22 protein-coding genes and 1 tRNA gene are annotated in these 25,472 nt (G+C 72.8%); 14 read left to right on the forward strand and 9 right to left on the reverse strand.

The window, feature by feature from the left end; all coding sequences use genetic code 11:
- Positions 1 to 128 precede the first annotated feature (128 nt).
- The 3 genes from WMF44_RS24440 to infC all read left to right on the forward strand — a co-directional run bounded on the left by WMF44_RS24440 (position 129) and on the right by infC (position 1,539).
- Positions 129 to 200, forward strand: a tRNA-Val gene (locus WMF44_RS24440).
- Between the two features lie 33 nt (positions 201 to 233).
- Positions 234 to 575: a hypothetical protein gene (locus WMF44_RS24445; protein ID WP_437301499.1), complete on the forward strand. Its 342-nt coding sequence runs from the start codon at positions 234 to 236 to the stop codon at positions 573 to 575.
- Between the two features lie 244 nt (positions 576 to 819).
- Positions 820 to 1,539: a translation initiation factor IF-3 gene (gene infC / locus WMF44_RS24450; RefSeq protein WP_437301500.1), complete on the forward strand. Its 720-nt coding sequence runs from the start codon at positions 820 to 822 to the stop codon at positions 1,537 to 1,539.
- A 192-nt stretch (positions 1,540 to 1,731) separates the two neighbouring features.
- On the opposite strand, the gene WMF44_RS24455 is transcribed toward infC, so the two are convergent.
- Positions 1,732 to 3,258, reverse strand: a complete 1,527-nt coding sequence (locus WMF44_RS24455; protein WP_437301501.1) for a serine/threonine protein kinase — start codon at positions 3,256 to 3,258, stop codon at positions 1,732 to 1,734.
- A gap of 182 nt (positions 3,259 to 3,440) precedes the next feature.
- Positions 3,441 to 4,136 (reverse strand): SMI1/KNR4 family protein, encoded by a 696-nt coding sequence (locus WMF44_RS24460; RefSeq protein ID WP_437301502.1) that lies wholly within the window; start codon positions 4,134 to 4,136, stop codon positions 3,441 to 3,443.
- 136 nt (positions 4,137 to 4,272) lie between these two features.
- On the opposite strand from WMF44_RS24460, the gene WMF44_RS24465 reads away from it, so the two are divergent.
- The 6 genes from WMF44_RS24465 to WMF44_RS24490 all read left to right on the forward strand — a co-directional run bounded on the left by WMF44_RS24465 (position 4,273) and on the right by WMF44_RS24490 (position 10,264).
- Positions 4,273 to 4,527, forward strand: a complete 255-nt coding sequence (locus WMF44_RS24465; RefSeq protein WP_044965533.1) for a hypothetical protein — start codon at positions 4,273 to 4,275, stop codon at positions 4,525 to 4,527.
- Positions 4,524 to 6,134, forward strand: a complete 1,611-nt coding sequence (locus tag WMF44_RS24470; RefSeq protein ID WP_437301503.1) for a hypothetical protein — start codon at positions 4,524 to 4,526, stop codon at positions 6,132 to 6,134. Before WMF44_RS24465 ends, WMF44_RS24470 begins: the two co-directional genes overlap by 4 nt.
- 66 nt (positions 6,135 to 6,200) lie before the next feature.
- Positions 6,201 to 7,592 (forward strand): hypothetical protein, encoded by a 1,392-nt coding sequence (locus WMF44_RS24475; protein ID WP_437301504.1) that lies wholly within the window; start codon positions 6,201 to 6,203, stop codon positions 7,590 to 7,592.
- A 22-nt stretch (positions 7,593 to 7,614) separates the two neighbouring features.
- A complete protein-coding gene (locus WMF44_RS24480; RefSeq protein ID WP_437301505.1) occupies positions 7,615 to 8,988 on the forward strand; it encodes a protoporphyrinogen/coproporphyrinogen oxidase in 1,374 nt (457 codons plus the stop codon).
- An 83-nt stretch (positions 8,989 to 9,071) separates the two neighbouring features.
- Positions 9,072 to 9,638: an FMN-binding protein gene (locus WMF44_RS24485; RefSeq protein WP_437301506.1), complete on the forward strand. Its 567-nt coding sequence runs from the start codon at positions 9,072 to 9,074 to the stop codon at positions 9,636 to 9,638.
- A complete protein-coding gene (locus tag WMF44_RS24490; RefSeq protein ID WP_437301507.1) occupies positions 9,635 to 10,264 on the forward strand; it encodes a hypothetical protein in 630 nt (209 codons plus the stop codon). Before WMF44_RS24485 ends, WMF44_RS24490 begins: the two co-directional genes overlap by 4 nt.
- Positions 10,265 to 10,354: 90 nt before the next feature.
- Here the strand turns inward: WMF44_RS24490 and glgB are convergent, their stop codons facing one another.
- Positions 10,355 to 12,601 carry a 1,4-alpha-glucan branching protein GlgB gene (gene glgB / locus WMF44_RS24495; RefSeq protein WP_437301508.1) on the reverse strand — a complete coding sequence of 749 codons (2,247 nt, stop codon included), beginning with the start codon at positions 12,599 to 12,601 and terminating at the stop codon, positions 10,355 to 10,357.
- 348 nt (positions 12,602 to 12,949) lie between these two features.
- Here glgB and WMF44_RS24500 point away from each other — a divergent pair, with 348 nt between their 5' ends.
- The 3 genes from WMF44_RS24500 (at position 12,950) to WMF44_RS24510 (ending at position 15,427) form a co-directional block, all read left to right on the forward strand.
- Positions 12,950 to 14,518, forward strand: a complete 1,569-nt coding sequence (locus tag WMF44_RS24500; RefSeq protein ID WP_437301509.1) for an aldehyde dehydrogenase family protein — start codon at positions 12,950 to 12,952, stop codon at positions 14,516 to 14,518.
- A gap of 153 nt (positions 14,519 to 14,671) precedes the next feature.
- The gene (locus WMF44_RS24505; protein WP_437301510.1) at positions 14,672 to 14,875 is read left to right on the forward strand and encodes a hypothetical protein; all 204 of its coding nucleotides are present in this window, start codon (positions 14,672 to 14,674) and stop codon (positions 14,873 to 14,875) included.
- 216 nt (positions 14,876 to 15,091) lie between these two features.
- Positions 15,092 to 15,427: a hypothetical protein gene (locus tag WMF44_RS24510; protein WP_437301511.1), complete on the forward strand. Its 336-nt coding sequence runs from the start codon at positions 15,092 to 15,094 to the stop codon at positions 15,425 to 15,427.
- A gap of 563 nt (positions 15,428 to 15,990) precedes the next feature.
- Here the strand turns inward: WMF44_RS24510 and lon are convergent.
- From lon to WMF44_RS24530, 4 genes are all read right to left on the reverse strand, one after another.
- Positions 15,991 to 18,390 carry an endopeptidase La gene (lon, locus tag WMF44_RS24515; RefSeq protein ID WP_437301512.1) on the reverse strand — a complete coding sequence of 800 codons (2,400 nt, stop codon included), beginning with the start codon at positions 18,388 to 18,390 and terminating at the stop codon, positions 15,991 to 15,993.
- 235 nt (positions 18,391 to 18,625) lie between these two features.
- Positions 18,626 to 20,425, reverse strand: coding sequence for a hypothetical protein (locus WMF44_RS24520; protein WP_437292452.1), 1,800 nt, complete (start codon positions 20,423 to 20,425; stop codon positions 18,626 to 18,628).
- Positions 20,426 to 20,474: 49 nt separating this feature from the next.
- Positions 20,475 to 21,335, reverse strand: coding sequence for a tetratricopeptide repeat protein (locus tag WMF44_RS24525; RefSeq protein WP_437292453.1), 861 nt, complete (start codon positions 21,333 to 21,335; stop codon positions 20,475 to 20,477).
- Complete coding sequence (locus WMF44_RS24530) at positions 21,332 to 21,934, reverse strand: RNA polymerase sigma factor (protein ID WP_437292454.1); 603 nt, start codon at positions 21,932 to 21,934, stop codon at positions 21,332 to 21,334. The genes WMF44_RS24525 and WMF44_RS24530 overlap by 4 nt, the downstream gene beginning before the upstream one ends.
- Before the next feature lie 472 nt (positions 21,935 to 22,406).
- On the opposite strand from WMF44_RS24530, the gene WMF44_RS24535 reads away from it, so the two are divergent.
- Positions 22,407 to 22,949, forward strand: a complete 543-nt coding sequence (locus WMF44_RS24535) for a hypothetical protein (RefSeq protein ID WP_437292455.1) — start codon at positions 22,407 to 22,409, stop codon at positions 22,947 to 22,949.
- A gap of 157 nt (positions 22,950 to 23,106) precedes the next feature.
- Here WMF44_RS24535 and WMF44_RS24540 read toward each other — a convergent pair whose 3' ends face one another.
- Positions 23,107 to 23,757 carry a glutathione S-transferase family protein gene (locus WMF44_RS24540; protein ID WP_437292456.1) on the reverse strand — a complete coding sequence of 217 codons (651 nt, stop codon included), beginning with the start codon at positions 23,755 to 23,757 and terminating at the stop codon, positions 23,107 to 23,109.
- Between the two features lie 69 nt (positions 23,758 to 23,826).
- On the opposite strand from WMF44_RS24540, the gene gcvA reads away from it, so the two are divergent.
- Positions 23,827 to 24,762, forward strand: coding sequence for a transcriptional regulator GcvA (gcvA, locus tag WMF44_RS24545; protein WP_437292457.1), 936 nt, complete (start codon positions 23,827 to 23,829; stop codon positions 24,760 to 24,762).
- A 10-nt stretch (positions 24,763 to 24,772) separates the two neighbouring features.
- On the opposite strand, the gene WMF44_RS24550 is transcribed toward gcvA, so the two are convergent.
- A complete protein-coding gene (locus WMF44_RS24550) occupies positions 24,773 to 25,396 on the reverse strand; it encodes a TetR/AcrR family transcriptional regulator (RefSeq protein ID WP_437292458.1) in 624 nt (207 codons plus the stop codon).
- Positions 25,397 to 25,472: the final 76 nt, after the last annotated feature.

The following is a 25,472-nucleotide window of genomic DNA, read 5'->3' on the forward strand; positions in this document are numbered from 1 at the left end:
AACCGGTCACATGCACCGGGCCGCCACGACAAAAGCGACCCCACGAAACATATCGCTTGACGGACTTCCACCCCCTTGATAGGAGGCGCTCTCCGTTTCGTCGGCCTCGGGCCGAGCGGGCGGGACATAGGCGCGTAGCTCAGTGGTAGAGCACTACCTTGACACGGTAGGGGTCGCCGGTTCGAAACCGGCCGCGCCTACAAATCAGCAGGAGACCTAGCCTGCGAGGTTTCATGGCCCTCGATCAGACAGCCCTGGCCGCCCCGGCGGCCCGCACCACGGTGCGCAAGGCTCTCGCCGACGACATCGCCAAGAACCGCCCCATCCTCGGCGCCCACGTCAACGGGCGCCTCGTCGTTCTTCACCTTCACCCCCCCTTCCACTTCGACGACCCGGCCTGGATCGGGCTGGTCCGGACGAGCGCTCCGGATGGCCCTTCGGCGAACGCCGCGGCCGCCCCCCGGTCGCGCGACCTCGACGAGGTCCTCGGGGCGATGCTGCTCGCGGAGCTCGCCGGCCGGCGAGCCGCAGCGCGGAAGCTCCCCCGGCTCGCCGTGAGCGCATCGGGTTCGTGACCTGCCGCTCCGGCCGGCCTCTCTCGTCCGGCAGTCCCTTCCCCACCCCCGTCGAGCCCGGCGCGCCATGGCCCGGAGCGCCGATGCGCTGCGGCGCTCGTCCTGCTTGCTGCCGTTGCCTGCGGCGCAGAGTCAGGCGACATTGTCGTGGTGATGGACGCCACGACCGGGCTCGGTCGCGGAGCGGCGGACCGTCGCTTTCAAGAGCACAGAACACAAGGAGGCAGCGAAATATCACATGGCGATGAGACGCTTCGACCCTCGGCAGGCCCAGCGGGGGCCGCAGATCCGCATCAACCAGCGCATCCGCGTCCCGGAGATCCGCGTCATCGGTGATGATGGCGAGATGCTCGGCATCATGCAGACCCACGAGGCGCTGCGCCGAGCACAGGAGAAGGGGCTCGACCTCGTCGAGGTCAACCCGAAGGCGGATCCCCCGGTCTGCAAGATCCTCGACTTCGGCAAGTACAAGTACGACGAGAAGAAGAAGGCCCGCGAGGCGAAGCGCAAGCAGAGTGTGGTGGAGATCAAGGAGATCAAGCTCCGTCCCAAGACGGACGACCACGATCTCGAGTTCAAGACCAGGGCTGCTCACCGGTTCCTCGGCGCAGGCCACAAGGTGAAGTTCACGGTGCGCTTCCGCGGCCGCGAGATCACCCACCCGGAGAAGGCGCAGGAGCAGCTCGACTGGATCGTCCAGCACTGCGAGGAGATCGCGAACGTCGAGGTGCGCCCCATGATGGAGCAGCGCACGATGACGCTGATGATGGCGCCCAAGCCGGCGATCCTGCAGAAGGTGGCCCAGGCCCGCGCCGCCGCGGAGAAGGCGCGTCAGAAGGCGATCCAGGAAGGGCGCGCCGCTCCTGCCCAGGACGACACGGAGGAAGAGGAGATCGAGAAGCTCGAGAGGGAGCTCGAGGAGCAGGACGACGACGAGGACGACGACGCGGAGGGGACCGAGTAACACGTCCGGCGAGAGAGCGCGCCACGACACCGATCACGGTGCGGCGCGCCTCGCAGGGGCGGCGCGTAGTCGCGTGTTGATGCGTGCTGACGTGCGCTGAGCGCTCGTGCGCTGGGCACCTCGCCGCCGCGCAGCACGCAGCGCCCATGGCTCGGCCGTGGGCGCCGCGAGGAGCACGCTCCCTTCGCCGGGTCAGGGCGGGATCAGACCGCCGAACCACGCGCCTGCGGCGAGGGCGGCGAGCGCGGCGACGAGCAGCACGGCCTTCACCGCGCCGCCCCCGGTCCTGGCTGGAGGGGCCAGATCCGGCTCCAGGTCGCGCGGCGCGGCCGGGACGAGCGGCGCGGCCGGGATGAGCGGCGCGATGGGCGGCGGCGCAGGGCGCTGCATCTCGGGTACGGGCTGCGGGGAGGCCAGGGTCGGCACGGCTCGCCTCTCGAGCGGCGGATGCGCCGGCACAGGCGGCGCGAGCAGCGGACCCACGGGCCTGGACGAGGGGACGCGGGAGGAAGGGGCGAGCGGAAGGCCGAAGCCCGTCTCCTCGAGCGCGGCGAGGTTGCCCTCCTCGACCGACACGGTGGCGAGGGACCGCCGCATGACGTCCTCCCCCGGCGCCGAGAGCTTGATCTCGTCGGCCCACTTTCCGATGTCCTCGAAGGCCGAGATCTTGAGCGGCTCGTTCAGGCGCGTGGTGCTCGGCGCCGCCTTGTCGTCCGGGAGCGACGTGAACTCGAGCAGCGTCTCCTCGATGAGCCGGTCGATGAACGACGCCTTGTCCGACGTGGGAGCCCGCTTCCGGAGCGCCATGGCGCTGCGGACGTGCTCGGCGATGTCGTAGGCGCTGACGGGCCTGCCGAACCTGTACAGGAAGGTCGTGAGATCCCGGCCGAGCTCGCGCGCCGAGTCATAACGCTCCGCGGGATCGCGGGCCAGCGAGCGGGCGATGATGCGATCGAGCTCGGGGGGGACCGCCTTGTTGCTCTCGGAGAGCGGCGGGATCTGCGCCTGCTGCACGAGCTTGACCGTCTGGTAGTCGGTGTCGCCGAGGAAGAGCCGCTTGCCGGAGAGCATCTCCCAGAGGATCGCGCCGAGCGCGAAGATGTCGGTGCGGTGATCGACCTCCTGGCCCTGCGCGGCCTCGGGCGAGAGGTAGCTGAACTTGCCCTTGATGATCCCGGCCTCGCTCTTCTCGAGCTGGCTCGTCGCCTTGGCGAGGCCGAAGTCGACGATCTTCACCTCGCCGTACTTCGTGATGAGCACGTTCGGAGGCGACATGTCCCGGTGGACGATCTTGAGCGGATGCCCGTCGGCCGCCTTGAGCTCGTGGGCGTACGTGAGCCCCTCGCAGAGCTTCGCCGTGATGAACACGGCGGACTCGACCGGGAGGGTGCGGCCGGCCTTGCGCATCGACTCGAGGACCGCCTTCAGATCGGCGCCGTCCACGTACTCCATCACGATGAAGTACGCGTTGTCGCCGACGCCGATGTCGAACACCTGCGCGACGTTGGAGTGCGAGAGGTGCGCAGACAGCCGCGCTTCGTCGAGGAACATCGCGATGAAGCGCTTCTTCTCGCTGAGGTGCGGGAGCACGCGCTTGATCGCGACCTGCTTCTTGAACCCCTCGATCCCGGCGCTCTCCGCCAGGAAGACCTCGGCCATGCCGCCCGAAGCTAGCCGCTCGATGACCCGGTAGCGCTGCTGCTGGTGGGCATCCGTCATGGTCCACCTAGTACACCACGTCCCACGCTGCGCGCGGAAACAACCGGCTCGTCTTCATCGGAGCCCGCGGGCGAGGCGCGCAAAGAATGCGGCCTGTGACGATCGCACGAGCGCGCGCCCTCTCCCCTGGACGCAGCCTCACGCGGGCATCGCGGTGGCCAGGCTCGGGAGGCGAGGCTCGCTCAGCCCGTGAGCGCGCTCCGCATGAACGGGCGAGGTGCAGGTGTGAGCGGGACCGCCACCGCGCGCACGCGGCTCCTCGACGCGACCGCGCCGCGCGCGAGCGCCGCGGGCTCGATCTGCGCGACCTGCGCGGCGGCGCGCTGCCGGCGATCGTCGAGCTCCGCGGCGAGCATGTCCTTCACCATGTCGAGGAGCTCCGGGAAGCCCGACAGGCGCAGCCCGACGTCGTTCGTCCAGAGGATGATCTCGAGCTCGCCATCAGGCGCCCTCGCCTCGGGATCCCACGCGAAGACCGTCTCGGCCGCCGCGTCGATGCCGAACGGGACGAGCGCGCTCCGCGCACCGTAGCGGCCGCGCACGGTCGCCGGCGCGCCGTCGCGCTCGCCCGCGCCGCGCGCATCCTCGCCCTCGCAGTGCTCGAGCACCATCCGCCCGACGTCCATGTACGAGCCGCGCGCGAGCGCGCGCACCCCGAGCAGGCTGGCGCCGGCGAACAGCTGCGGCCAGCCGTCGTGCCGCGAGAGCAGCGCCCGATAGCTCGGCGGCAACGCCATCCCGAGGCGCCGCTCGACGCCGGCGATCGCCTCTTCGGGAGCCCCGGCCGGCGGCGCGATCGGCATTCCCCGCCGCGGATCCATCCGCGCGAGCTCCAGCTTGAGCGCGCGGATGCGGTGCATCGACTCGAGCCACTCCATGCGCGCGACCCTACGCGCGCGGCCCCGGAAGGAGCAAAAAACGAGCGACGCTCCGCCCCGCCGCGCAGGCGCAACCCGGGTGACACACGCGCTTGACAGTCATTTGGGGCAGCGGCACGGTGCTTGCGTGGCTGGCTTGGGCTCCTGGGCATCGCTTCGCACCGCGTTCGTCGTGGCGGGCGCCACGTTCGTCGTCGCGTCGCTCGCGACCGCGTGCCTCGACTACGCGGGCGAGGAGCTGTTCGATCAGTGCGACACGCCGGCGGCGCCGCTCCCCGGCTCGGGGTCCGGCTCGGGCGCCACAACGAGCGCCGGGGCGGCCAGCGTGGATCAGCCGGACTGCGGCGCGCCGACGCACGCGCCCGGCTCGGGATCCGGCTCGGGCTCGTGAGGGAAGAGCGGCGCGATGTCCTCGCGCTCGCCGCGCTCACCGCCGCCGCGCTCGCCTCGCGCCTGCTCTTCCGCATCGATCACGACGAGGACATCGACGCGCTCCGGTTCGCGCTCGGCGTGGAGCGGTTCGACGTGGCCGCGCTCCGCCCGCACGCGCCGTACTACCCCGTGTTCGTCGCGGCGGCGAAGGGGCTCGCGCTGCTCGGCGCGACGCCGCGCGCGGCGCTCGCCCTCGTCAGCGCCGCGTCCGGCGCGGCCGCCGTCGCCTTCACCGCCCTGCTCGCGCGCGAGGTCGCCGGGCGGCGCGCCGCGGTGTTCGCCGGGGTCCTCGCGCTCGCCTCGCCGTTCCTCTGGCTGTCGTCCGAGAAGCTCCTCAGCGACATGGCCGGCACCGCGGCGGTGACCGCGGCGCTCTGGCTGTGCGCCCGCGCGCGGCGCCCCCGCGGCGCGCGGGCGGCCGCTCCGGCCGCGCCGCTGGATGCCGCCGCCGCGGCGGCGCGCACGCGCACCTGGGCGCTCGTGCTGCTCGGCGTCGGGCTCGGCGTGCGGCTCTCGTACTTCCCGTTCGCGCTCGCCTGCCTCGCCGTCATCGCCCGCGGCGAGGGCGGCCGCCTCGCGTGGCTCGCGCGCGGCCGCGACCTCGCGGCCGGCGCGCTCGCGTGGCTCGTGCCGCTCGTGCTGATCGCGACGCCGCGCGACCTCGTCGCGACGACGTGGGTCCAGGGGCTCGGGCACTTCACCCGCTGGGGCGGGACGGCGATCACCGTCTCGTCGCCGCTCGATCGCCTCCGCGGCGTGATCTGGGGGATCTGGGCCAACGGGCTCGGCGGAGCGTGGCCCGACGCGCCGGCGGCGCGCTGGCTCGGCGCGCCGCTCCTGGTCGCGCTCCTCGCCGCGGGCGCGCTCCGGGTCGCGTCGCGAGAGCGGGCCGCGCGCGCGCTGCGCGAGCAACCCGAGCTCTGGGCCTCCGCGTTCGCTTACTTCCTCTGGGCGTTCCTCGGGCAAAACATCGCCTACAAGCCGCGGCACTGGCTCCCGCTCGTCCCGCTCCTCCTCGTCGCCATGGCCGCCGGCGCAGCGGCCCTCTCGGCGGCGCGCCCCGCAGCGGAGGGCGCTCCGCGCCATCGCGCGCTCCGCGGCGCCCCGCCCTTCGCCCTCGTCGCGGCCCTGGCGGCGCAATGGCTCGCCGACGCGATCTCGCTCGCTCGCCAGCACGAGGCGCCCTCGCCGGCGGCCGCGATCGTGCGCTTCCTCCGCGACGCCCGTGCAGAGCAGCGCCCGGTGCTCACGCGCGACCTCGACCGGATGATCCAGGAGGGCGCGCCGGGCCGGCTGCCCGTGCGCGTGCGCGACGACGCCGCGCTCGTCCGCGGCGTCGAGCAGGCCGGGCCGGGCGGCGCGCTCATCACCAGCGAGGCGCTGTCGCGGGAGGCGCGCGACGCGCTCGCAGGCCGCGGCTACACGATCGCGATCCGCTTCGCGCGCCCGCGCTCGCGCTACGTCGACGCGCTCTGGAGCGATCTCGCGCTGCTCGAGGCGCTGCCCGCCGGACCTCCGGCAGGCGGCGCGCTCTCGCGCGCGCCGCGCGGCGCGCCCCCTCGCTGAAAACGAGGTTGACCTCCGTTTTCAAGGGCGCGAAGACTCCCGCCCCCCGGGCTCCCGGTCCTCGTCATGAAAGCGATCACGTCCTTGTGGCCTCGCTCCGCGGGCGTCGTCCTCGGCGCGCTGCTGCCCTTCGCCGCCGCCGCGCAGCCCGCGCCGGCCACGCAGCCTGCGCCGGCCACGCAGCCCGCCCCCGCCGCGCAGCCCGCGCCGGACGGCCCGGTCCTCGACCTGCCGCCCGAGCACGCCGCGCCGCCGCCGGAGCCCCGGAAGCCCGCCGTCGGTCTCGGCGCCGGAGAGGCGCCCGAGCACGAGCTCGTCCGCGGCCTGACCGAGCAGCGGTTCCGCAGCGCCGGGGCGAGCGCCAGCAGCACCTCCGTCGGCGGCTACGGCGAGGTGCATGTCCGCGGCACGACGACCGGCCGCGAGGGCGAGCGCGCGTGGGTCGCCGACATCCCGCGCCTCGTGCTCTTCGTGGCGCACGAGTTCACGGCCGACATCCGGTCCTACGTCGAGCTCGAGGTCGAACACTCGATCTCCTGCGCGAGCTGCCCGGGCGCCGCGGAGCTGGAGCAGGCCTACATCGAGTGGAACGCGGCAGGCCGCGCCCTGGGGCTGCGCGCGGGCCTCGTGCTCGTCCCGATGGGGATCATCAACCAGTGGCACGAGCCGCCGGTGTTCCACGGCGTGGTCAGGCCCAAGGTCGAGACCCTCGTCATCCCCTCGACGTGGCGCGAGATCGGGATCGGCGCGTTCGGGCAGCCGCTCGACTGGCTGCGCTTCGAGGCCTACGCCATGACCGGCCTCGATCCGCTCGGCTTCCGCGCGGGCGGCCTCGCCGGCGGGCGGCAGAGCGGCGGGCTCGCCCGCGCCAACGCATGGGCGGCCGTCGCGCGCGTCGAGGCCGAGCCGCTGCTCGGGGTCGTCGCGGGCGCGTCGGTGTACGCGAGCGACGCCGGCCCGAACGGCGAGGGCAAATTCTTCCTTCGCGATGGCACCCCGGTGGATCTGTCGGTCCCGGTCCTCGGCTGGTCGCTCGACGCGCGCTGGCGCAGGAGCGGCCTGGAGACGCGGGTCCTGTTCGCCGAGTGGCACCTCCCCGAGGCGCGCGCCCTGATGGTCTCGTTCAACGAGAGCGGCGCGCCGAACTTCATCGATCCCACGAGCCCCGTGGCCTCCCGGATCCGCGGCGGCTATGTCGAGGCCGCGTTCGACGTGCTCCGCCCGCTCGACGTGGGCCACGAGCTCCTGCCGTTCGCGCGCGTCGAGGCGTACGACACGCAGTCCGCGGTGCCCGAGGGCTACAAGGCCAACGCCTCGTACGGCGTCCGCGAGCTCACGCTCGGCGCCTCGTACCGGCCGACCCAGGGGGTCGTCGTGAAGGCCGACTACCAGCTGCGCGACCGCACCCTCGGGTTCGACCAGACGCAGCTCAATTTCGGCCTCGGCTTCATGTACTGAGCGCGCCGGACGCGGGCACACCATGTCACTCCGCCCAGACGACGCCGGGCCCGAGCGCCTCGTGGTCGGCGCCGGCATCTCCGGCCTCTACGCCGCGCTGCTGCTCGCGCGGGCCGGCCGGCGCGTGCGCCTCCTCGAGCGCGCGGCGCGGGCCGGCGGGCTCGCGGGCGCCGAGACGTTCCGCGGCCTGCCGTGTGATCTCGGCTCGCACCGGCTCCACCCGGCCGCCCTCGATCAGCCGCTCTTCCGCGAGGTGCACGCGCGCTCCCCGTTCCTCTCGCGCCCGCGCCGCGGGGTGCTCGTGCTCGGCGGCCGCCACGTCCCCTACCCGCCGAGCGCGCCCTCGATGCTCCGCGCGCTCGGCCTCCGCGCCGGCGCCGCCATGGGCCTCGGGTTCGTGGCGCAGCGCGGCCGCCGCGCCGCCTTCGCCCGCTGGGAGCACGACCGCGCCCTCGCCGGCGAGGACGTCGGCTTCGAGCGGTTCGTGCGCGACCGCGTCGGCGCGGCGGCCTACGCGTCGTTCTACCGGCCCTACGCCGAGAAGGTCTGGGGCATCCCGCCGTCGGAGCTCTCCCAGACCGTCGCGAAGAAGCGGATCAGCACGACGAGCCCGCTCGCGCTGTTCAAGGGGCTCACCCGCGGTCGCGGCGGCGCCTCGGCGGATCTCGCGCGGTTCATCTACCCGCCGGCGGGCATCTCGTCGCTCGTCACGTACCTCGAGGCGCGCCTCGCGGAGGCCGGCGTCGTGGCCGAGTGCGGGACCACCCTCGGCCTGGCCGTGGCGGGCGCGCGCGCCGGCGCGGCGCCGATCCTGTTCGCCGGCGATCTCGCGGATCTCGTGCCCGACACGCCGCTCGAGCACCGCGGGCTCTACCTCGTCTACCTGGCGTACCCGCGCGCGCGGCTCGGCGCCCCGGAGACGTACTACTGCCCCGACCCGCGCTTCTGGTTCGGCCGCGTCTCCGAGCTGCAGAACTACGCGCCCGATCTCCGCCGCCCCGGCGAGACGGTGCTGTGCGTCGAGATCCCCGAGGGGGCCTGGGGGCGCGGGCGCGATTTCGCCTCGGGCCCGCCGCTCGAGGCGCTGCTCGACCAGCTCGTGCGCGCGGGCATCGCCCCGCGCGGGGTGGCGCCGATCGAAGCCCGGCAGCGCTTCGTGCCCCGCGTGTACCCGCTCTACCGGCGCGGCTGGCTGCGGGACTGGCGGGCCGCGATGCGCCGCGCCGCCGCGCTCGGCGTGGTCCCCTTCGGGCGGCAGGCGCTCTTCCTTCACTGCAACCTCGATCACTGCGCCGCGATCGCGGCCGACGCGGTGGCGCACGTCGAGGCCGGCCGCAGCCCGGAAGCGTGGGCGCTGAACGCCGAGCGCTACCTGGATGTACAAGTGCGCGACTGACGCGACTGACGCCCGCGCCGCAAATCCGCGGCCCAAACGCCGTTGACTTTGACTTTCACGAATGACAGCTTCGTCGGAGCTTGATGCGTCCTTCTCGTGACCTCCGCACCGCCCACTTCGCTGCAGCAGCGGCGCTCACGTTCATCCTGGCGGCGCTGCCCGCCCACGGCGCGACGTACTGGACGGTCCCTGCTGTCCTGAAGAGCTTCTTCGCGAGCTCGAAGAAGGTCGGTTATCGCAAGGTCGTCCTCGGCGACGCGGAGGCGCAGGAGCTCGGCAAGAAGCTGGGCGCGCCGGTCAAGCGCGAGTGGGTGGTGTACGTCGCGGAGTCCGACGGCAAGATCGACGGCTACGCGATCAAGGACGAAGAGAAGGGGATGCACGAGCCGATCGACTTCGCCGTGCAGTTCTCGACGGCCGGCGCGGTGGAGCGCATCGAGATCCTCGAGTACCGCGAGGCGTACGGCGACGAGGTCCGCGGCGATCGCTTCCGCGCCCAGTTCCGCGGCAAGACGGCGGGCGACCCGATCACCGCGGGCAAGGACATCGACATCGTGTCGGGCGCATCCATCTCGTCCCGCTCCGTGGCGCTCGGCGTCAAGCGCGACGCGCTCGTCCTCCAGCTCGCGCTGAAGCGCGGCGCTCTGTGAGGGATTTCACAGCTTCAGCCGGTCGGCTGAGGTCGCTCTCGCTCGGCGCGAAGCTCCTCTACTCGGCGTTCGCGCTCGCGTCGGTCATCGGGCTGCTCGTGTCGTGGCGCCTCTACGGGGCGATGGTGCAGGACGCGGGGGCCGCCGCGTACTACGCGGGCGCGGCCGTCGCCGCGCCGCCGCCTGCCCCGGCCCAGGCGCCCGCCGCGGCCGAGGGGCCCGCGCTCGATCTCGGCCCGGAGCTCGATCTCCCCGGGACGCCGGAGGCGCCGCGCGTCCTCGTCGAGCAGATCTCCGAGCGGAAGCTGCTCGAGGTGACGCATTTCCACCTCTTCTCGGTGCCGGTCTACGTGCTGATCCTCGCGCACCTCTGGCTGCTCGCGCGCCTGCCGTCATGGCTCCACACAGCAGGCGTCGCGGCGGCCGTCGTCACGAGCGGGCTGCACATCGCGGCGCCATGGCTCCTCCGGAGCGCGCCCGGCGCCGCGGCGCTGATGCCCATCTCCGGCGTGGCGATGCTGCTGTCGCTCGGCGCCATGGCGATCGTCTCGACGGTGGACATGTGGCTGCCGAGGCGCTCGCGGCGAGGCGAGGCAGCGCCGGCCGACGAGGCCCAGGCTCAGTAAACCGCCGCGCGCGCCCCGCGCGGAGCGCGCTCGCCCCGACGAGCGAAGGCGCCCTGGGGGGACCTGCTTAGCAGCGCGCCGGAGGAGGCCTCAGCCCGGAGCGTCCTGCTCGGGGATGAGCCAGAGCACCCCGAGCGGCGGGAGCGAGAGCACGATGGATTGCGGGAACCCGTGGCTCGGGACGTCCTCGACCTCGACGCGACCCAGGTTGCCCACGCCGCTGCCGCCGTACTGGACCGCGTCGGTGTTGAGCACCTCCAGGTAGGCGCCGCGCCGCGGGACGCCGATCCGGTACGGATGGCGCGGGACCGGCGTGAAATTGCCGATGAACACGACGTGCGTGCCCGAGGGCGACATCTGATCTCCCGCGCCGTCGCCGTAGCGGATGAACGAGATCACGGTCTGCATGTGGTCCGTGCAGTCGATCCACCGGAAGCCGTGGTGCTCGTCGTCGAGCTCGTACATCGCCGGATACTTCTTGTAGAGCGCGTTGAGCTCCGTCACGAGCCGCTTGAGCCCCGCGTGCTCGGGCACCGAGAGCAGGCCCCAGTCGAGCTCCGTCTTCTCGCTCCACTCGGCGAACTGGCCGATCTCACCGCCCATGAAGAGCAGCTTCTTGCCCGGGTGAGCCCACATGTAGCCGTAGAGCGCGCGCAGGTTCGCCAGCATCTGCCAGTAGTCGCCGGGCATCTTCGAGAGCAGCGCCCGCTTGAGGTGCACGACCTCGTCGTGGCTCAGCGGCAGGAGGAACTTCTCGGAGAAGGCATAGATGAGCCCGAACGTGAGCTGGTGGTAGTGGAAGGCGCGGTGGATGGGCTCGTGCTTGAAGAAGTCGAGCGTGTCGTGCATCCACCCCATGTTCCACTTGAAGTCGAAGCCGAGCCCGCCGACGTACGTCGCGTGGGTCACCGACGGCCAGGCGGTGGACTCCTCCGCGCAGAGGATCGCGCCCGGACAGCGCTCGTGCACCCGGTTCGACAGCTCGCGGATGAAGTCGATGGCCTCGATGTTCTCGCGGCCGCCATACCGGTTCGGCACCCAGTCGCCGCCCTGCGCGGCGTAGTCGAGGTAGAGCATCGAGGCGACCGCGTCGACCCGCAGGCCGTCGATGTGGAACTCGTCGAGCCAGTAGAGCGCGTTGGCCACAAGGAAGTTCCGCACCTCGTGGCGGCCGTAGTTGAAGATGTACGTGTTCCACTCGCGGTGCTCGCCGAGGCGCGGGTCGAGGTGCTCGTAGAGCGCCGTGCCGTCGAACCGCCCGAGCGCCCACGCGTCCTTGGGGAAGTGCGCGGGGGTCCAGTCGAGGATCACGCCGATCCCCCGCTGGTGGCAGCGGTCGATGAAGTAGCGAAGGTCGTCGGGATCGCCGAAGCGGCTGGTCGGGGCGAAGTAGCCCGCCACCTGGTAACCCCACGATCCGTCGAAGGGGTGCTCCATGACCGGCATGAGCTCGATGTGCGTGAAGCCGAGCTCGGCCACGTACTCGACGAGGTGGTCGGCGAGCTCGCGGTACGTCATCCAGCGCATCCCGCCCTCGTACGGCGGGCCCTCGCCCTGCACGCGCCGCCAGGAGCCGGCGTGGACCTCGTAGATCGTGAGCGGCTTCTTGCGGGAGTCGACCTTGCCGCGCTCCTGCATCCAGTCGCCGTCCTGGAAGGCGTAGCGGCTCGTGTAGACCCGCGAGGCGGTGGCCGGCCGGAGCTCCATCGCCTGGGCGACGGGATCGGTCTTCACCGTGATGTGCCCCTCCGGCGTCTTGATCTCGTACTTGTAGAGCGCGCCCTCGCCCAGGCCCGGGATGAAGATCTCCCAGAAGCCCTCGCCCATCCGGCGCATCGCGTGGCGGCGGCCGTCCCAGTGGTTGAAGTCGCCGAGGACGCTCACCCGCCGCGCGTTCGGGGCCCAGACCGCGAACGACGTCCCGGAGACCCCGTCCACCTCGCGCACGTGCGCGCCGAGGACGCGGTAGAGCTCCCAGTGCCGCCCCTCGGCCAGGAGGTGGCGATCGATGTCCCCGAGCGTCGGCGGCATCGCGTACGGGTCGAGCTCCACCGAGGAGTTGCCGTCGGGGAAGCGCAGCTCGAGCTGGTACGGGAAGCGTCCGTCCGCGGGGTAGGACACGCCGGGGAAGCGCGCCTCGAAGAGGCCCGCGGGGTGGACGCGCTCCATCGGCTGCCTCCGGAGCCTGGGGTCGCCCGGGACCACCGCGATCTCGGTGGCGTCCGGCCGAAAGACGCGGACCACCAGGTCGTCCTCGTCTTCGTGCGCGCCGAGCACGTGGTGCGGATCCGGATGCTCGACTGCCGCGATGAGATCGAGTTCTCGTTGTTCCAACATGTCGGGGTCCGCCTATAGCGGCTCCACTCGCCGACGTCATGCCGAGAGTCCGCCCGAGACGCCGACCAGGCTCACCCGGGCGCACCGGCGCGGCCTGCGGCGCCGGTCCCCCCTGGCGCAACCACGGTGTGCTCACCATTTGTCCGCAGCGCAACAGCGGATGTCGGTGGGCCGGATCGACCGCGAGCACGCCGAGAATCGTCGGGATTCATCGGGAAACAGCGCAAATGCTCATTTGCTGTACCTTCTCGGGAAGGGTAGGGTCCCGGCGTCGAGCAGCGAGCCACGGAGGCCATCCGGCAAGCGACGCGGGCTCGACAGGCGGAGGGATCGAACATGGGTCAGGTGGTGAGCGAACGCCCGATCGGGGGCAATGGCAGCGGTCCTGGCGTGAACGGGCACGGAGGCGCGGCGATCCGCAGCTACGCGCCCGCGACCGGGGAGCTCCTTGGAGAGGCCCCGAACACGAGCGCCGAGGAGGTGCGTGCCGCGGTCGCCCGGGCGCGGCGCGCGCAGGAGGCGTGGGGCGCGTTGCCCGTCGAGGAGCGCTGCCAGCGTGTCCTGCGCTTCCGCGACGCCATCGTCGATCGCACGGACGAGATCGTCGATCTGCTCTCGCGCGAGTGCGGCAAGCCGCGCCACGAGGCGCTGCTGCACGAGGTCCTGGTCGCGGCCGACATGGCGACGTACTTCGCGCAGGTCGCCCCGAAGGCGCTCGAGCCGCACGAGATCAAGCTCCACCTCTTCAAGCACAGGCGCAGCTGGGTCCACTACGTCCCTCGCGGCGTGGTCGGCGTGATCTCGCCGTGGAACTTCCCGTTCCAGCTCGCGCTGCGCGACGTGCTCGCGGCGATCGTCGCCGGCAACGCCGCCGTGCTCAAGCCGAGCGAGGTGACGCCGCTCATCGCGCTCAAGCAGAAGGAGATCTGGGACGGCGCGGGCATGCCCGAGGATCTGTTCCAGGTCGTCACCGGCTACGGGCCGACCGGCGCGGCGCTCATCGACAGCGGCATCCAGATGCTCCTGTTCACCGGCAGCGTCGGCACCGGGAGGAAGGTCGCCGCCGCCTGCGGCGAGCGCCTCATCCCGTGCGTGATGGAGCTCGGCGGCAAGGCGCCGCTCATCGCCTGCGCGGACGCGGACATCGAGCGCACGGCGCAGGCGATCGTCTTCGGCGGCTTCGCGAACGCGGGGCAGGTGTGCGTCGCGGTGGAGCGGGTCTATGCGCACCGCGAGATCCACGATCGCCTGCTCGATCGCACCGTCGAGATCACGAAGGGGCTGAACCAGGGTGATCCGGGCAAGGAGTTCGTCGACGTGGGGGCGATCATCTTCCCGCCGCAGATCGACGTCGCCGAGCGGCACATCAAGGACGCTATCGACAAGGGGGCGACCGTGAAGGCCGGCGGCAAGCGCGCGCCGGGGCAGGGCCAGTTCTTCGAGCCGACGATCATCGCCGGCTGCGATCATGCGATGACGGTGATGACCGAGGAGATCTTCGGGCCGGTCGTGCCGTTCATGCAGGTCGCGACCGAGGAGGAGGCGATCCGCCTCGCGAACGAGTCGCACCTCGGCCTCAACGCCTATGTCTTCTCGGAGGACACCGATCACGCGCGCCGGCTCGCCGAGCGCCTGCAGGCCGGCAGCGTGCTGGTGAACGACGTGCTCATGAACGGCGCCCTCCCCGACGCGCCGTTCGGCGGCGTCAAGCAGAGCGGCTTCGGCCGGGTGATGGGCGAGGACGGGCTCCGGCAGATGTGCGACGTCAAGCACATCAACGCCGACCGCATCGCGCTGGGGTCGAAGGACCCGACCTGGTTCCCCTACACGGCGTCGTCGTACAGCTGGTTCAAGCGGGGCATGCGGGCGCTCTTCTCGAGCGGCGGCTTCCTGCGGCGCATCGGGGAGCTGTTCTAGGGCGGGCGCTGTCGACAGCGGCGGCGGGAAGCCTCGAGAACGTCGGCAGACAAGGCGCCGGATGGACGGCCGCCGGGCGGGCACAGATCCTGCGCTTCGCGCCAGAGGCGTGCGCTCTTGCATCCCTGCCCCCTTCTGATCCACGCTGAACCCATGCCTACCCGGCCCGGTTCCTTGCCGAGCGACCCCATCCTCGCGGCCATCGATCGCGCGGCGCGTGTGCAGAGGCTCACGCCGGAGCAGCGCGCCGAGCTCGATCGGGACCTCGCCGACATCGCGGCGGGCCGTGCGCGCCTCGTCGCTCACGAGGATCTGCCGCGGGCCCTGGAGGAGCTGGCCCGCGAGCAAGGCGGATGAGCTTCCGCGTCGTCTGGAACTTCCCTGCGCTGGTCACGTTCTACAGGCTGCCGATGCACTCGGCCTTCATGATCGACCGGGCGGTCGTTCGCTTCGCGGAGACGGGCGAAGGCGAGCTCGCGTGGGAGGCGCGGGCTCGGCGGGCCTGGAGTGGGCGGGCGTGGGTTCGAGCGGCGCCGGCTCGTCCACCAGAGGTTCGCCGTGTCGAGGAGCTGGATGCGACCACCCGTAGCCTCGAAGCAGCGATGGCGAGACGAGCACCTGATCGAAGGTCCGCCAGGAGGTCTGTCCGACAGCGCCTCTCGAACAGAACGTACCGGCGAGCGTCGCTGGCTGCTGCTCACCATCCCAGGCATGGCGTTCGCCAAGCCAGCGCCACGCTGCATTGTAAAAAAGGAGATCCGACGGCGAGCGGGGCCGATGCCGCTGGACCGCGGCCCGCGACCGCGCCGTTGGAAGGCTCGCGTCGAATTGCTTCTCGAGCGGCTCGGCATTGAAGTCGCCGAGGATGAGGGCGGGAACGTCTTCGCCGACGGCCTGCGCTCGCGATGATCGCGTCGCGCAGTGCCTCGGCGGAGCGCGCCCTCCGCGCGTCCGCGTCCGCCGTATCTCCCAGGTTCGACCGCCAATGCGCGGCTGCGACGACGAGCCACCCGCCGCGGTCATGCATCCTGAACGTCACGACAAGCCCCGCTCGAACCGCACGGGCAGCATGATACGGCCGCACCCAGCTGTGGTCCTTGTATGTCAGCGATCTTCGGTCGTAGGCGATCGCTACGTCGAAATCGTGGCGTTCGGCGGACGTCTCGCCGGACATAATGATGCCCCCGAGACAACGGGAGCGCCGGCGGGGGGCTGTGCGCGGCGGCGCGCGGGTGGGCGCGGCGAGCACCGAACGAGGTGCCATAAGGTCCCAGGAGGCTCCACGTCCCAGGCGCGCCTTGTGTGGCGCGCGACGGAACGTCTCAGAAGGCATGGCCCGAAGTGAGACATGCCGGGCGGTGTTCTCGGCGCAAGCTCTCCCGCCCCGGTCTTGGCGGATGGCCGAGCGCCCACCCGCGCGCCGCCGCGCACAGCCCCCCGCCGGCGCGGCGGCTCGGCTCAGCCCCTCTCCGCTACGCGGCCGCCGCCGGCTCCCCCGCCGCCACCCCCGCAGCGCCGCCCGTGCCCGCGGCATCGATGGGCGCCTCCTCCAGCGCCGCCGCGATCACCTGGCTCATGTCCTCGACGAAGATGAGCTCCAGCTCGGCCCGCACCTCCTTCGGGATCTCCTCGGCGTCACGCGCGTTCTTCTGCGGCAGGACGACCCGCTTGATCCCGGCGCGGTGCGCCGCGAGCACCTTGGACTTGATCCCGCCGACCGGCAGCACCCGCCCGCGCAGCGTGCACTCGCCCGTCATCGCCGTGTCCGAGCGCACGCGCCGCGCCGAGAGGAGCGACGTCAGCGCCGTGAACATCGTCACGCCCGCGGACGGCCCGTCCTTGGGCACGCCGCCCGCAGGGACGTGGATGTGCAGGTCCTCCGCCTCGAGCTTCGCCGTGTCGACCCCGAGCTCGATGGCGTGGCTGCGCACGTAGGTGAGCGCCGCCTTCGCCGACTCCTTCATCACGTCGCCGAGCTGACCCGTGATCTCGACCCTCCCCTTCCCCGGCATCCGCGACGTCTCGATGAACAGGATGTCTCCGCCCACCGGCGTCCAGGCGAGCCCGGTCGCGACGCCGGCGACGCTCGTCCGCTCCGCCACGTCGCTGAAGAACCGGACCTTGCCAAGGTACGTCCCGAGATCGCTCGCCTCGACCACCACGCGCGGCGCCTTGCCGTCCGCCGCGCGGGCGATCTCCAGCGCGACCGCCCGGCAGAGCTTCTTGATCTCGCGGCCGAGCTGCCGCACCCCGGCCTCGCGCGTGTAGTCGCGCACGATCGCCGCGAGCGCCTCGTCCGTGATCGACAGCGACCCCGGGTCGATCGCGTGCTCCTTGAGCTGCTTCGGGACGAGGTGCGACCGCGCGATCGCGATCTTCTCGTCCGGCGTGTAGCCGGACAGCTCGATGACCTCGAGCCGGTCCCGCAGCGGCGCCGAGAGCGCGCCGAGATCGTTCACCGTGCAGAGGAAGACGACCTCCGACAGATCGAACGGGAGCTCCAGGTAGTGGTCGACGAACGTCCGGTTCTGCTCCGGATCGAGCACCTCCAGCAGCGCCGCCTCGGGCGAGCCCCGCCACCCGGCGCCGAGCTTGTCGACCTCGTCGAGGAGCACGATCGGGTTCTTCACCTTGGCCTTCTTCAGCGCGTGCACGATCCGGCCGGGCAGCGCGCCGACGTACGTCCTCCGGTGGCCGCGCAGCTCCGCCTCGTCGTGCACGCCGCCGAGCGAGATGCGCACGAACGGGCGGCCCGTGGCGTCGGCGATCGACTGGCCGAGCGAGGTCTTGCCCACGCCGGGCGGGCCCGCGAAGCACAGGATCGTCGCGCGCGCCTTCCCGGTCAGCTTGAGCACCGCCATGTGCTCCAGGATGCGGCGCTTCACGTCGTCGAGGCCGCGGTGATCCTCGTCGAGCTTCGCCTTCACCGCGTCGAGGTCGTCCTTCACCTCTGCCCTCGCGCTCCACGGCAGGTCCGCGATCCACTCGAGGTACGTGCGGATCACGTTGTGCTCCGCGCTCTGCGGGCCGACCGACTCGAGCCGGCGGAGCTCCCGATCGGCGACGGCGCGCGCCTCCTCGGGGAGCCCGGCCTCGTCGAGGCGCCGCCGGAGGGCCGACAGCTCGTCCTCGCCCTCCTCGCCGCCCGCGAGCTCCTTCTGGATCGCCCGGAGCTGCTCGCGGAGGATCACCTCGCGCTGGCCCTTGCCGAGCTCGCGCCGCACGTCGCCGTCGATTTTCTTCTTCAGGTCCGCCAGCGCGGACGCCTCGGCGAGCAGGCCGGCGACCCGCTGGAGCCGCGGCACCACGCGGAGCTCCGAGAGCACCTCCATCTCCTTCTCGGTGCTCAGGCCGAGCGCGCCGGCGACCTGATCCGCGAAGACGCCCGGCTCCGCCCGGCTCGTGGCGGCGATCTCGGCGAGGTTGGTCCCCGTCTTCGGGCCGACCTCGCGGGCGCGCTCGCGCAGCGACGCCGCGAGCAGGCGCGCCTCCTCGGCCTCGCCGAGGAACTCGGGCGCGAGGGTGCCCTCGGCCCGCCACGTCGGCTCCGTCTCGACCAGGGCCGAGAGCGCGAAGCGATCGAGCCCCTCGAGCACCAGCCGGTAGCCGTTCGAGACGCGCGAGATGTCGACGACCCGCGCGAACGTGCCGATGTCGTGGAGGTCCTCGCGCCGCGGATCCTCGCGCTTCGGATCGCGCTGCGCGATGACGCCGATCACGTCGCCGGCGTGGACGGCGTTGAGCAGCGCCACCGAGCGGGGGCGCCCCACCGGGAGCGTCAGCACGGTGCCGGGAAAGAGGACGCCGGTGCGGAGCGGGAGCAGGGGAAAGGGGGAACGAGGCGCGCTGGCGCCGCTGCGAAGCTGGCTCATGCGAACTCCTGTGGCAGCGGTCGGCTCGCGCCATCCGTGCCGGATCGGTCGAAGGTCAGGTGGACTGCGTGGACAGCGCGCCGCGCCTCCGCCCGTCAGGGCGGCGCAGCGCGCGGTTGGGCTCACGTAGACCGCCGCGAGCAACCGCTCGGGCGAGCTCCATGAATCGATGAACGAAAAGTAAATTCGTTCACGCATCCGTCAACCCGCCCCGCAGGCGAGCGCGACGGCGGGATCAGAACAGCTGGACGCCGAGCACGAGGCCGGGCCAGGCGCGCTCGGTGCTGCTGGCGTCGTCGGCGCCGAGGGGGGCGCTGCCGTAGGGGCTCAGCTGGGCGTCCTTCGGGGTGCGGCTGAACGAGACGTTGAAGCTGGGGCCCCCGAAGATCGCGAGCTCCGGGAAGAGGCGGAAGCCGAGGAGCGCGCGCGCCTGCGCGATCGTGGCCGCGGCCTCGAGCGTCGAGGGCTCGTGGAGCGTGTACCCGAGCACGTCGAGATCGACATAGGCGCGCTGGTGGATGGAGAAGCGGCCGCCCAGGCCGAGCGCGGAGACCAGGAGAGGGCGATTGCCGATCGTGCGAAGGCCGATCCCGTAGATGTTGTGGAAGTGTTCGCTCCCGTGCTTGACGCCGGCCACCACGATGCCTGACTCGAGCCCCCAGACGTCCACGTGCAGGCGGCCCTTGCGGATGAAGTTGAACAAACCGAGCGAGAACGGCGAGTCGTCGGCGTAGTTGACGAGGCCGATCTGCGCGCTCCCCACCTTGCCGGTGGCGATGTTGAGGAGCCCGATCTGCACGTCCGCCGACTCGCCAGCGGCCACGTTGGTCAGGCCGGCTTGCAGATCGGCCGACCCGCCGGCCGCGACGTTGACCAGGCTGAGCTGCACGTCCGTCGCCTCGCCCACGGCGACGTTGGCCAGGCCGATCTGGACGTCGGTCGCCTTGCTCACTGCGACGTTGGCCACGCCGATCTGAAGATCCATCGACGCTCCCACGGCGAGGTTGGCCATGCCCACCTGGGCTCCGTCGATCTGACCGGCGGCGGCGTTGAGCACGCCGACCTGCGCGCCCGCGACCTGGCCGCCGGCGGCGTTGATCGCGCCGATCTGCGCGCCCCGGAGCGAGCCGACGACGTTGACGCCGGTCGTGACCTGCACGCCGCGCGCCGGACCGAACACGAGGTTGGCCGCGGTCGAGAGCTGCGCCCCGCACAGGAACGACGAGGAGAGGCTGGCGCCCGCGCTGAGCTCGATGCCCGTGGTGCCCGCCGTGTACCCGGCGATGAGGCTCAGCGAGTAGCGGCGGACCACGTTCGTGCCGGTGGAGGTCGAGGAGCCGACGAGGGGGAGGACGTCGGCGCCGAAGAGGACGCTCGTCGCGCCGGGGGACGCGCACGGAGGCGGCTCCGGCGGCGCGGGGGCGGGGCGCGCGGCCTTCGCGGGGCGCGCGGCGCGGGGAGGTGGCGCCTGCCTGCCGGCGGCGGGCGGCGCCGCGGGCGCTGGCTGCGCCGCCGCCGGCGCCTCGGGCGAGCGCTTGCCGAGCGCCGCCGCGAGCTCCGCGGCCTCGTCCCGGACGAGGTTGCCCGCGAGCAGGGCGATCGCCTCGGCGGCGCGATCGGGATCCTCCGGGACGTCGATGGTGCGCTCGATGCGGCGGCCGTCCGCGGCGCTGTAGCTCAGCGTGACGCGGCCGTCGGGCTCGCCGCGGAGGACCAGCGTGGAGCGCCCGGCGGTCGCCGCGCGGGCCAGCGTGACGTCGGCGCCGAGCTCGCGCCCGATGGCGGCGCGCACCGCGTCGGGATCGAGCGTCCACGGCGCGCCGTCGACGACGAGATCGACGCCCGCGGCGCTCGGCTCCTCGGCGAGGGCAGGCGCGGGAGGCGCGGTGACCGCGGCGAGGGCGCCCGCGGCCGCGAGCGCGTGCAGAAGGAGGACGCCCGCGCGGAGGGCCGCGCCGCGCGCGGACGTCTTCCGATCACGGCGCGGTGAGCCCCGCGGCGGCGCGGGGAGAGGTGCGAGGGCGGGTGCGTTCATCGACCGTGCTGTGCCCGCTCGCCGCGCGTTCGTTCACGCGCCGCGACGTTCACTCGTCCGCGCTGCGCATCGCCTCGAGCAGCGAGCGCGACTCGTCCTTTCGGTAGCCGCCGAGGGCGCCCTGCGCGAACGGCTCGAGCGCCCGCCGCGCCTCGTCCTTGCGGCCGAGGCGAACGAAGCAGAGGGCGCGGTTGTACTGGGCCTCCACCGCGAAGCGGCCGCGCGGGGCGGCGGCCAGGTACGCGTTCCACGCGTCGAGCGCGGCCGCCGGGTTGCGCTCGACGAAGTGCGCGCGGTGCGCCGCCTGATAAAGCGCGTCCACGTCGGGGCCGGCCGGCGGGCGCTCGATGGCCTGCGGATCGCCCGCGGCCGGCCGCGGCGCGGTCGGCTGGCGCGCGGAGCTCGGCGCGACGGCCGCGACCGGGCGCGAGGCCGACCGGACCGGCGCGACCGCCAGCACCGGCGCGCGCGGCGGCGCGGGTGCGATCGGGGGCTCCGCGATCGGCGCAGGCAGCGGCGGCGGCTCCGGCGCGGCCGCCTCCGCGCTCGCCTCGGCCTCGGCCTCGGGCGGCGCGGGCGCCTCGGTCGCGCGCTGCGGCCCGGACAGCGCGCGCTGCGGCGGCGGCGCGGGCGGCATGGTGGGCGCCTCGGAGACGCGCAGCCCGAGCCGCGACGCGACGTCGTCCCAGCCGCCCGGGAACCAGCGCGCGGCCGAGGCCCACGCGACCGATCCGACGAGCACCGCGGCCAGCGGGACCACCACGCGGACCATCGCGAGGCGGCGGGCGCGCTGGGCCTTCAGGCTCCTCATCACGCGGGCGCGCGTCGCGTCGCGGCGGGCGCGCGACGCGTCTGCCTCCGCGCGCAGCGCGCGCGCGGCCTCGCGGAGCACGTCGTCCTTCTCCTTCACGGCGCCCTCTCTTCCAGCAGCGTCCGGAGCTTCTGCTTGGCGTGGAACAGCCGCGTGCGCACGGTGGCCTCGGGCACGCCCATGATCTCGGAGGCCTCTCGCGCGCTGCGCTCCTCGACCTCGCAGAGCACGAACGCCACGCGCTGCGCCGTCGGCAGCGCGTCGAGGGCGCGGTTCAGGGCCTGGGCGAGCGCGGCGCGGCCGGCTTCCCGCTCGGGGCTCGACGCGTGCTCCTCGTCCGGCTCCAGGGCGAGCCGCTCCATGGCGGCGCGGCGCCGCGCGGCCGCGCGGAGGTGGTGGCGGGCGTGGTTGACCGCGATCGCGATGAGGAACGTCTTGAGCGACGAGCCGCCGCGGAACCGCTGCGCGGCCTGCGGCAGGCTGATGAAGACGTCGTGGGCCAGGTCCTCGGCGGACGCGTCGTCGCCGGTGAGGCGGCGGGCGAACCCGCGCACCGCGCCGTAGTGCCTGTCGTACGCCTCGCCGACCGCCGCGGCGTCCCCGCGCCGCAGCCGCTCGACGAGCTCCTCCTCCGCGTCCTGCGCGCGCTCGGCGCCGCGGGCGAAGAAGAACGGCATGAGGAGCGCCATGGTCTTCATCGGTCGCCACCTCTCCCCGGCGCGCGGGGGCTCGACGTCGCCGGACGGCTCTGTCCCCGGAAAACCCGCTGCTCGCTCCGTTCCATCTCGGTCCATCCCTGCGCCATCATCGTTACACCCGAACGCGCTCGGCGGCGTTGCCCGTTTGCCATCAACAAGCGTCGGAGAGCCCGGGTCGGCGTGAGGCACACCCCGTCGTGCCCGGCGTGGAGGAGAGCGTTCATGGTCGGCGCGTCGGTTTCGTGCCCGGAGGGGCCGGGAACGTTCAACCCCGGTCGGCGAAATCGACCGCCGGGGGTCCACCCCGCCGCCCGGGAGGTCCGGACCTTCGGCCGTCGAGATCGTGCGCAGGCGCGCGACCCGTTGAACGGAGCGCGCGGCAGCGGGCACGCAGCTCCGAGTGGGCAGAGGGCGCCGCGCCGACGCGCCGCGCCGCTGCCCTGGATCCATCGCTGATCAGGAGTGATGACATATGAGCATGCGCACGGCCTTCGAGTGGGGTCTCGGTCTCTCTTTGTCCTTCTTCTCGATGACGACGGTCGGTTGTTACATCGAGACTGGCGAGGACTGCGACTGGGACGACGACTGTATCGACGCGCCCGACGGTCCCGACTTCGAGCGCCCGGATCATGACGAGGACACCGATGACGACGACGGTGAGGAAGGCGCAAGCAGCGGCGGCGAGAGCAGCGCGAGCGGCGGCGGCGAGAGCAGCGCGAGCGGCGGCGGCGAGAGCAGCGCGAGCGGCGGCGGCGAGAGCAGCGCGAGCAGCGGCGGCGCGGGCGGGAGCTCCTCAGGGGGAGCGATCGCCTGCGAGGCGGCGTGCGACTGCCCGAGCGGCGACGCGTGCGTCGAGGGGATCTGCAAGACGCCGTGCGCGGCCTCGTGCGATTGCGCCGAGGGCGAGTCGTGCGAAGGCGGCTATTGCGCGCCGCCGCCAGAGCCGGCCATCTCCTGCGAGGCGGACTGCGACTGCCCGGGCGGCAACGCGTGCGTCGAGGGCGTCTGCACCTGAGCCGCGGCGCGCTCTCCGGGCGCGCAGAGCGCTGAGCTCGAAGCGCGCCGTATCGTGCGTCTCGTGAAGCTGCGCGCCTACCTCACAGCCCGACTCCTGACCGCCGAACTGGTGAATTCCGCGAAGCGGGGCAATCAGCGCGGCGGCGAGCCCAGGCTCACCGCGACGGGATGAGCCGCTCGAGCCGGGAGATGTACCCCGGCAGCTCCACCGCCAGCGCTCCGGGCAGCGCCCGGTCCGCTTCGAACAACATCGCCAGGTTGCCGTAGAGCGCCGCGTCCGCGAGGCTCGGGGCCTCGCCGAACAGGAACGGCGATCGCTTCAGCGTCCGGACGGTCGGCGCGAGCAGGGTTTTCGCGCGCTCGAGCAGCGCCGGGGTGTCGCGCTCCCACTGCTCGATACAGCCAGCGCCGAACTTGCGCTCCTTGATCAGCGTGTACAGGGCGCGCTGGCCCGGCCGCTCCCAGGCGTCGCGGATGCGCGGCGACGCGACTCGAAACAGCACGTCCTCCAGCGGTCCGTCGCAGAAGTCCGCGTACGCCCAGACCGGGCCCTCGAGGACGTCGAGCGTCAAGCGCCGGGCGGCAGGGTCCTCGAGCAGGAGCTCGCAGATCCGCCGCGACTCGACCGTCACCCGGCCGTCGTCGCCGACCAGCACCGGCACGTAGATGTAGCCGCCGGTCACGCGGGCCAGCTCGTCGCGATCATCGTACGGCACCTCGACCAGCTCGTACGGGCGGCCCAGGAGGTCGAGCAGCATCTGAACTTTGCGGGCGAAGGGGCTATATCGGAGTCGGTAGAGCTTCATGACTCCCGGGATACCGCGGCGCGCCTGGACGAGCGAACGAATGTTTTCCATGGTACATGAGAAATTCTCATGACCAGCCCCGCCCCGGGGGATCGCCCTCCGCCTCTGCCGTCGCTCACCGCCCTTCAGGCGTTCGAGGCCGCGGCGCGCCACTCGAGCGTCACCCGCGCGGCGCGCGAGCTGGGCGTGACCCAGGCCGCCGTCAGCCACCAGATCCGCGCCCTCGAGGACACGCTGGAGACGGCGCTGTTTCGCCGCGCGCCGCACGGCATCAGCCTGACGGAGGACGGCGAGCGCTGGGCCGCGGAGCTGGGCGTCGTGTTCGCCAGGCTGCGCGAGGCGAACGCCCGCTTGCGGCGGCCCGCCGCGGACGCGCGGCCCGCCGTGTCGGTCAGCGTCACGCCGTCGTTCGGGGCGCGCTGGCTCGTGCCGCGGCTCGGGCAGTTCCTTGTGAGCCACCCGGAGGTCGACGTGCGCATCTCCGCCACCGAGCGCCTCGTCGATCTCGCGAGAGAGCCGGTGGACATCGGCATTCGTTATGGACTCGGCAGCTACCCGGGCCTCCTGACCGTCAAGCTGGCGGACGACGCCCTGATCGTGGCCGCCGCGCCGAGCGTCGCGAGCAAGCGCGCGCGCTGGCGCGTCGAGGACCTGAGCCACGAGGTGCTGCTCGGGGACGACCACCCCGACGCCTGGGGCCGCTGGTTTCGCGAGCGCTCGCGCCGCCTGCCGGCCCGGGTCCGCCAGAGCCAGCTCACCGACTCGTCGATGCTGGTGGACGCGGCGGTGCGCGGTCAGGGGGTGGCGCTCGCGCGCTGGTCGCTCGCGGCCGCGGAGCTCGAGCTCGGCCGCCTGGTGCTGCTCTTTCCCAGGCTCCCGGCGCTGCCGACGGGCCTCGCTTACTACCTCACGACCACGCGCGCGAGCCTGCGGCGCAAGCCGGTCGCCGCCTTCAGGGACTGGGTCGTCTCCGAGGCCGCGAGCCTGCGCAGACCCGGCGGCTGACGGCGCGGCGTCAGCCCCCCGGCTCGCGGGCGGGCCCGCGGCCGACGAGGCCATAAAGGACGATCCGGTGGACCGCGCATAGCATCGCCTCGACCTCCTCGCGGGAGCCCTGGAACAGCCACGGAGGAGCGAAGCTCGCATAGGCGCGCAGGAGGGCGCGCGCGGTGAGCTCGGGGTCGGCGGCGTCGAGCTCGCCGGCGCCGGCGCCGCGCGCGACGAGATCGCGGAGGAGCGCGCGCTCCTCGTCGAGGAAGCGGGCGTGGGCGGCCTTCACGGCGCGGCTCTGGCAATGCACGAGATCGCACGCGTGCGCGCCCGAGCCGGCGAGCTCCAGGAAGGCGCACGCGCGGGCGTCGAACACGGCCCGCAGCCGGTCGCAAAAGGGTACGTCGTCCCTGGCCGCTGCGGCGCGCATCGCGGCCATGACGGCGCGGTGCTCGCCCTGGGAGAGCTCCTCGACGATGGCGTCCTTCGAGGCGAACTCCAGGTACACGGCGCCGACCGCGATCTCCGCCTCGCGCGCGATATCGGCGACGGTGGTCTTGGCAGGCCCGTACCGGCGGAGGAGCCGCTCCGTCGCCTCGAGGATCCGCTGGCGCCGCTCAGTGGCGCCGCCGGGGTAACCGTGCTCCATGAGGTGAGCGATGTTCTCCCGGATTCACGGCCGGGGGAAGCGTCCTAGCGGGCGGCCGGCAGGGACCATGGGGACG

Origin of the sequence: Sorangium sp. So ce426 (genome assembly GCF_051475585.1) — a bacterium.
In the GTDB taxonomy this organism is placed as follows: domain Bacteria; phylum Myxococcota_A; class Polyangia; order Polyangiales; family Polyangiaceae; genus Sorangium; species Sorangium cellulosum_B.

What these genes read in the sequence shown, in the direction of transcription:
- WMF44_RS24460 (WP_437301502.1), bottom strand. Translation starts at nt 4,136, where the DNA reads ATGGAGTGGCTCGAGTCGATGCACCGCATCCGCGCGCTCAAGCTGGAG.
- glgB (WP_437301508.1), bottom strand. Translation starts at nt 12,601, where the DNA reads ATGTTGGAACAACGAGAACTCGATCTCATCGCGGCAGTCGAGCATCCG.
- WMF44_RS24535 (WP_437292455.1), top strand. Translation starts at nt 22,407, where the DNA reads ATGAGCATGCGCACGGCCTTCGAGTGGGGTCTCGGTCTCTCTTTGTCC.
- WMF44_RS24455 (WP_437301501.1), bottom strand. Translation starts at nt 3,258, where the DNA reads ATGACGGATGCCCACCAGCAGCAGCGCTACCGGGTCATCGAGCGGCTA.
- WMF44_RS24540 (WP_437292456.1), bottom strand. Translation starts at nt 23,757, where the DNA reads ATGAAGCTCTACCGACTCCGATATAGCCCCTTCGCCCGCAAAGTTCAG.
- WMF44_RS24505 (WP_437301510.1), top strand. Translation starts at nt 14,672, where the DNA reads ATGCCTACCCGGCCCGGTTCCTTGCCGAGCGACCCCATCCTCGCGGCC.
- WMF44_RS24550 (WP_437292458.1), bottom strand. Translation starts at nt 25,396, where the DNA reads ATGGAGCACGGTTACCCCGGCGGCGCCACTGAGCGGCGCCAGCGGATC.
- WMF44_RS24530 (WP_437292454.1), bottom strand. Translation starts at nt 21,934, where the DNA reads ATGAAGACCATGGCGCTCCTCATGCCGTTCTTCTTCGCCCGCGGCGCC.
- WMF44_RS24475 (WP_437301504.1), top strand. Translation starts at nt 6,201, where the DNA reads ATGAAAGCGATCACGTCCTTGTGGCCTCGCTCCGCGGGCGTCGTCCTC.
- lon (WP_437301512.1), bottom strand. Translation starts at nt 18,390, where the DNA reads ATGAGCCAGCTTCGCAGCGGCGCCAGCGCGCCTCGTTCCCCCTTTCCC.
- WMF44_RS24480 (WP_437301505.1), top strand. Translation starts at nt 7,615, where the DNA reads ATGTCACTCCGCCCAGACGACGCCGGGCCCGAGCGCCTCGTGGTCGGC.
- gcvA (WP_437292457.1), top strand. Translation starts at nt 23,827, where the DNA reads ATGACCAGCCCCGCCCCGGGGGATCGCCCTCCGCCTCTGCCGTCGCTC.
- WMF44_RS24485 (WP_437301506.1), top strand. Translation starts at nt 9,072, where the DNA reads ATGCGTCCTTCTCGTGACCTCCGCACCGCCCACTTCGCTGCAGCAGCG.
- infC (WP_437301500.1), top strand. Translation starts at nt 820, where the DNA reads ATGAGACGCTTCGACCCTCGGCAGGCCCAGCGGGGGCCGCAGATCCGC.
- WMF44_RS24510 (WP_437301511.1), top strand. Translation starts at nt 15,092, where the DNA reads ATGCGACCACCCGTAGCCTCGAAGCAGCGATGGCGAGACGAGCACCTG.
- WMF44_RS24520 (WP_437292452.1), bottom strand. Translation starts at nt 20,425, where the DNA reads ATGAACGCACCCGCCCTCGCACCTCTCCCCGCGCCGCCGCGGGGCTCA.
- WMF44_RS24445 (WP_437301499.1), top strand. Translation starts at nt 234, where the DNA reads ATGGCCCTCGATCAGACAGCCCTGGCCGCCCCGGCGGCCCGCACCACG.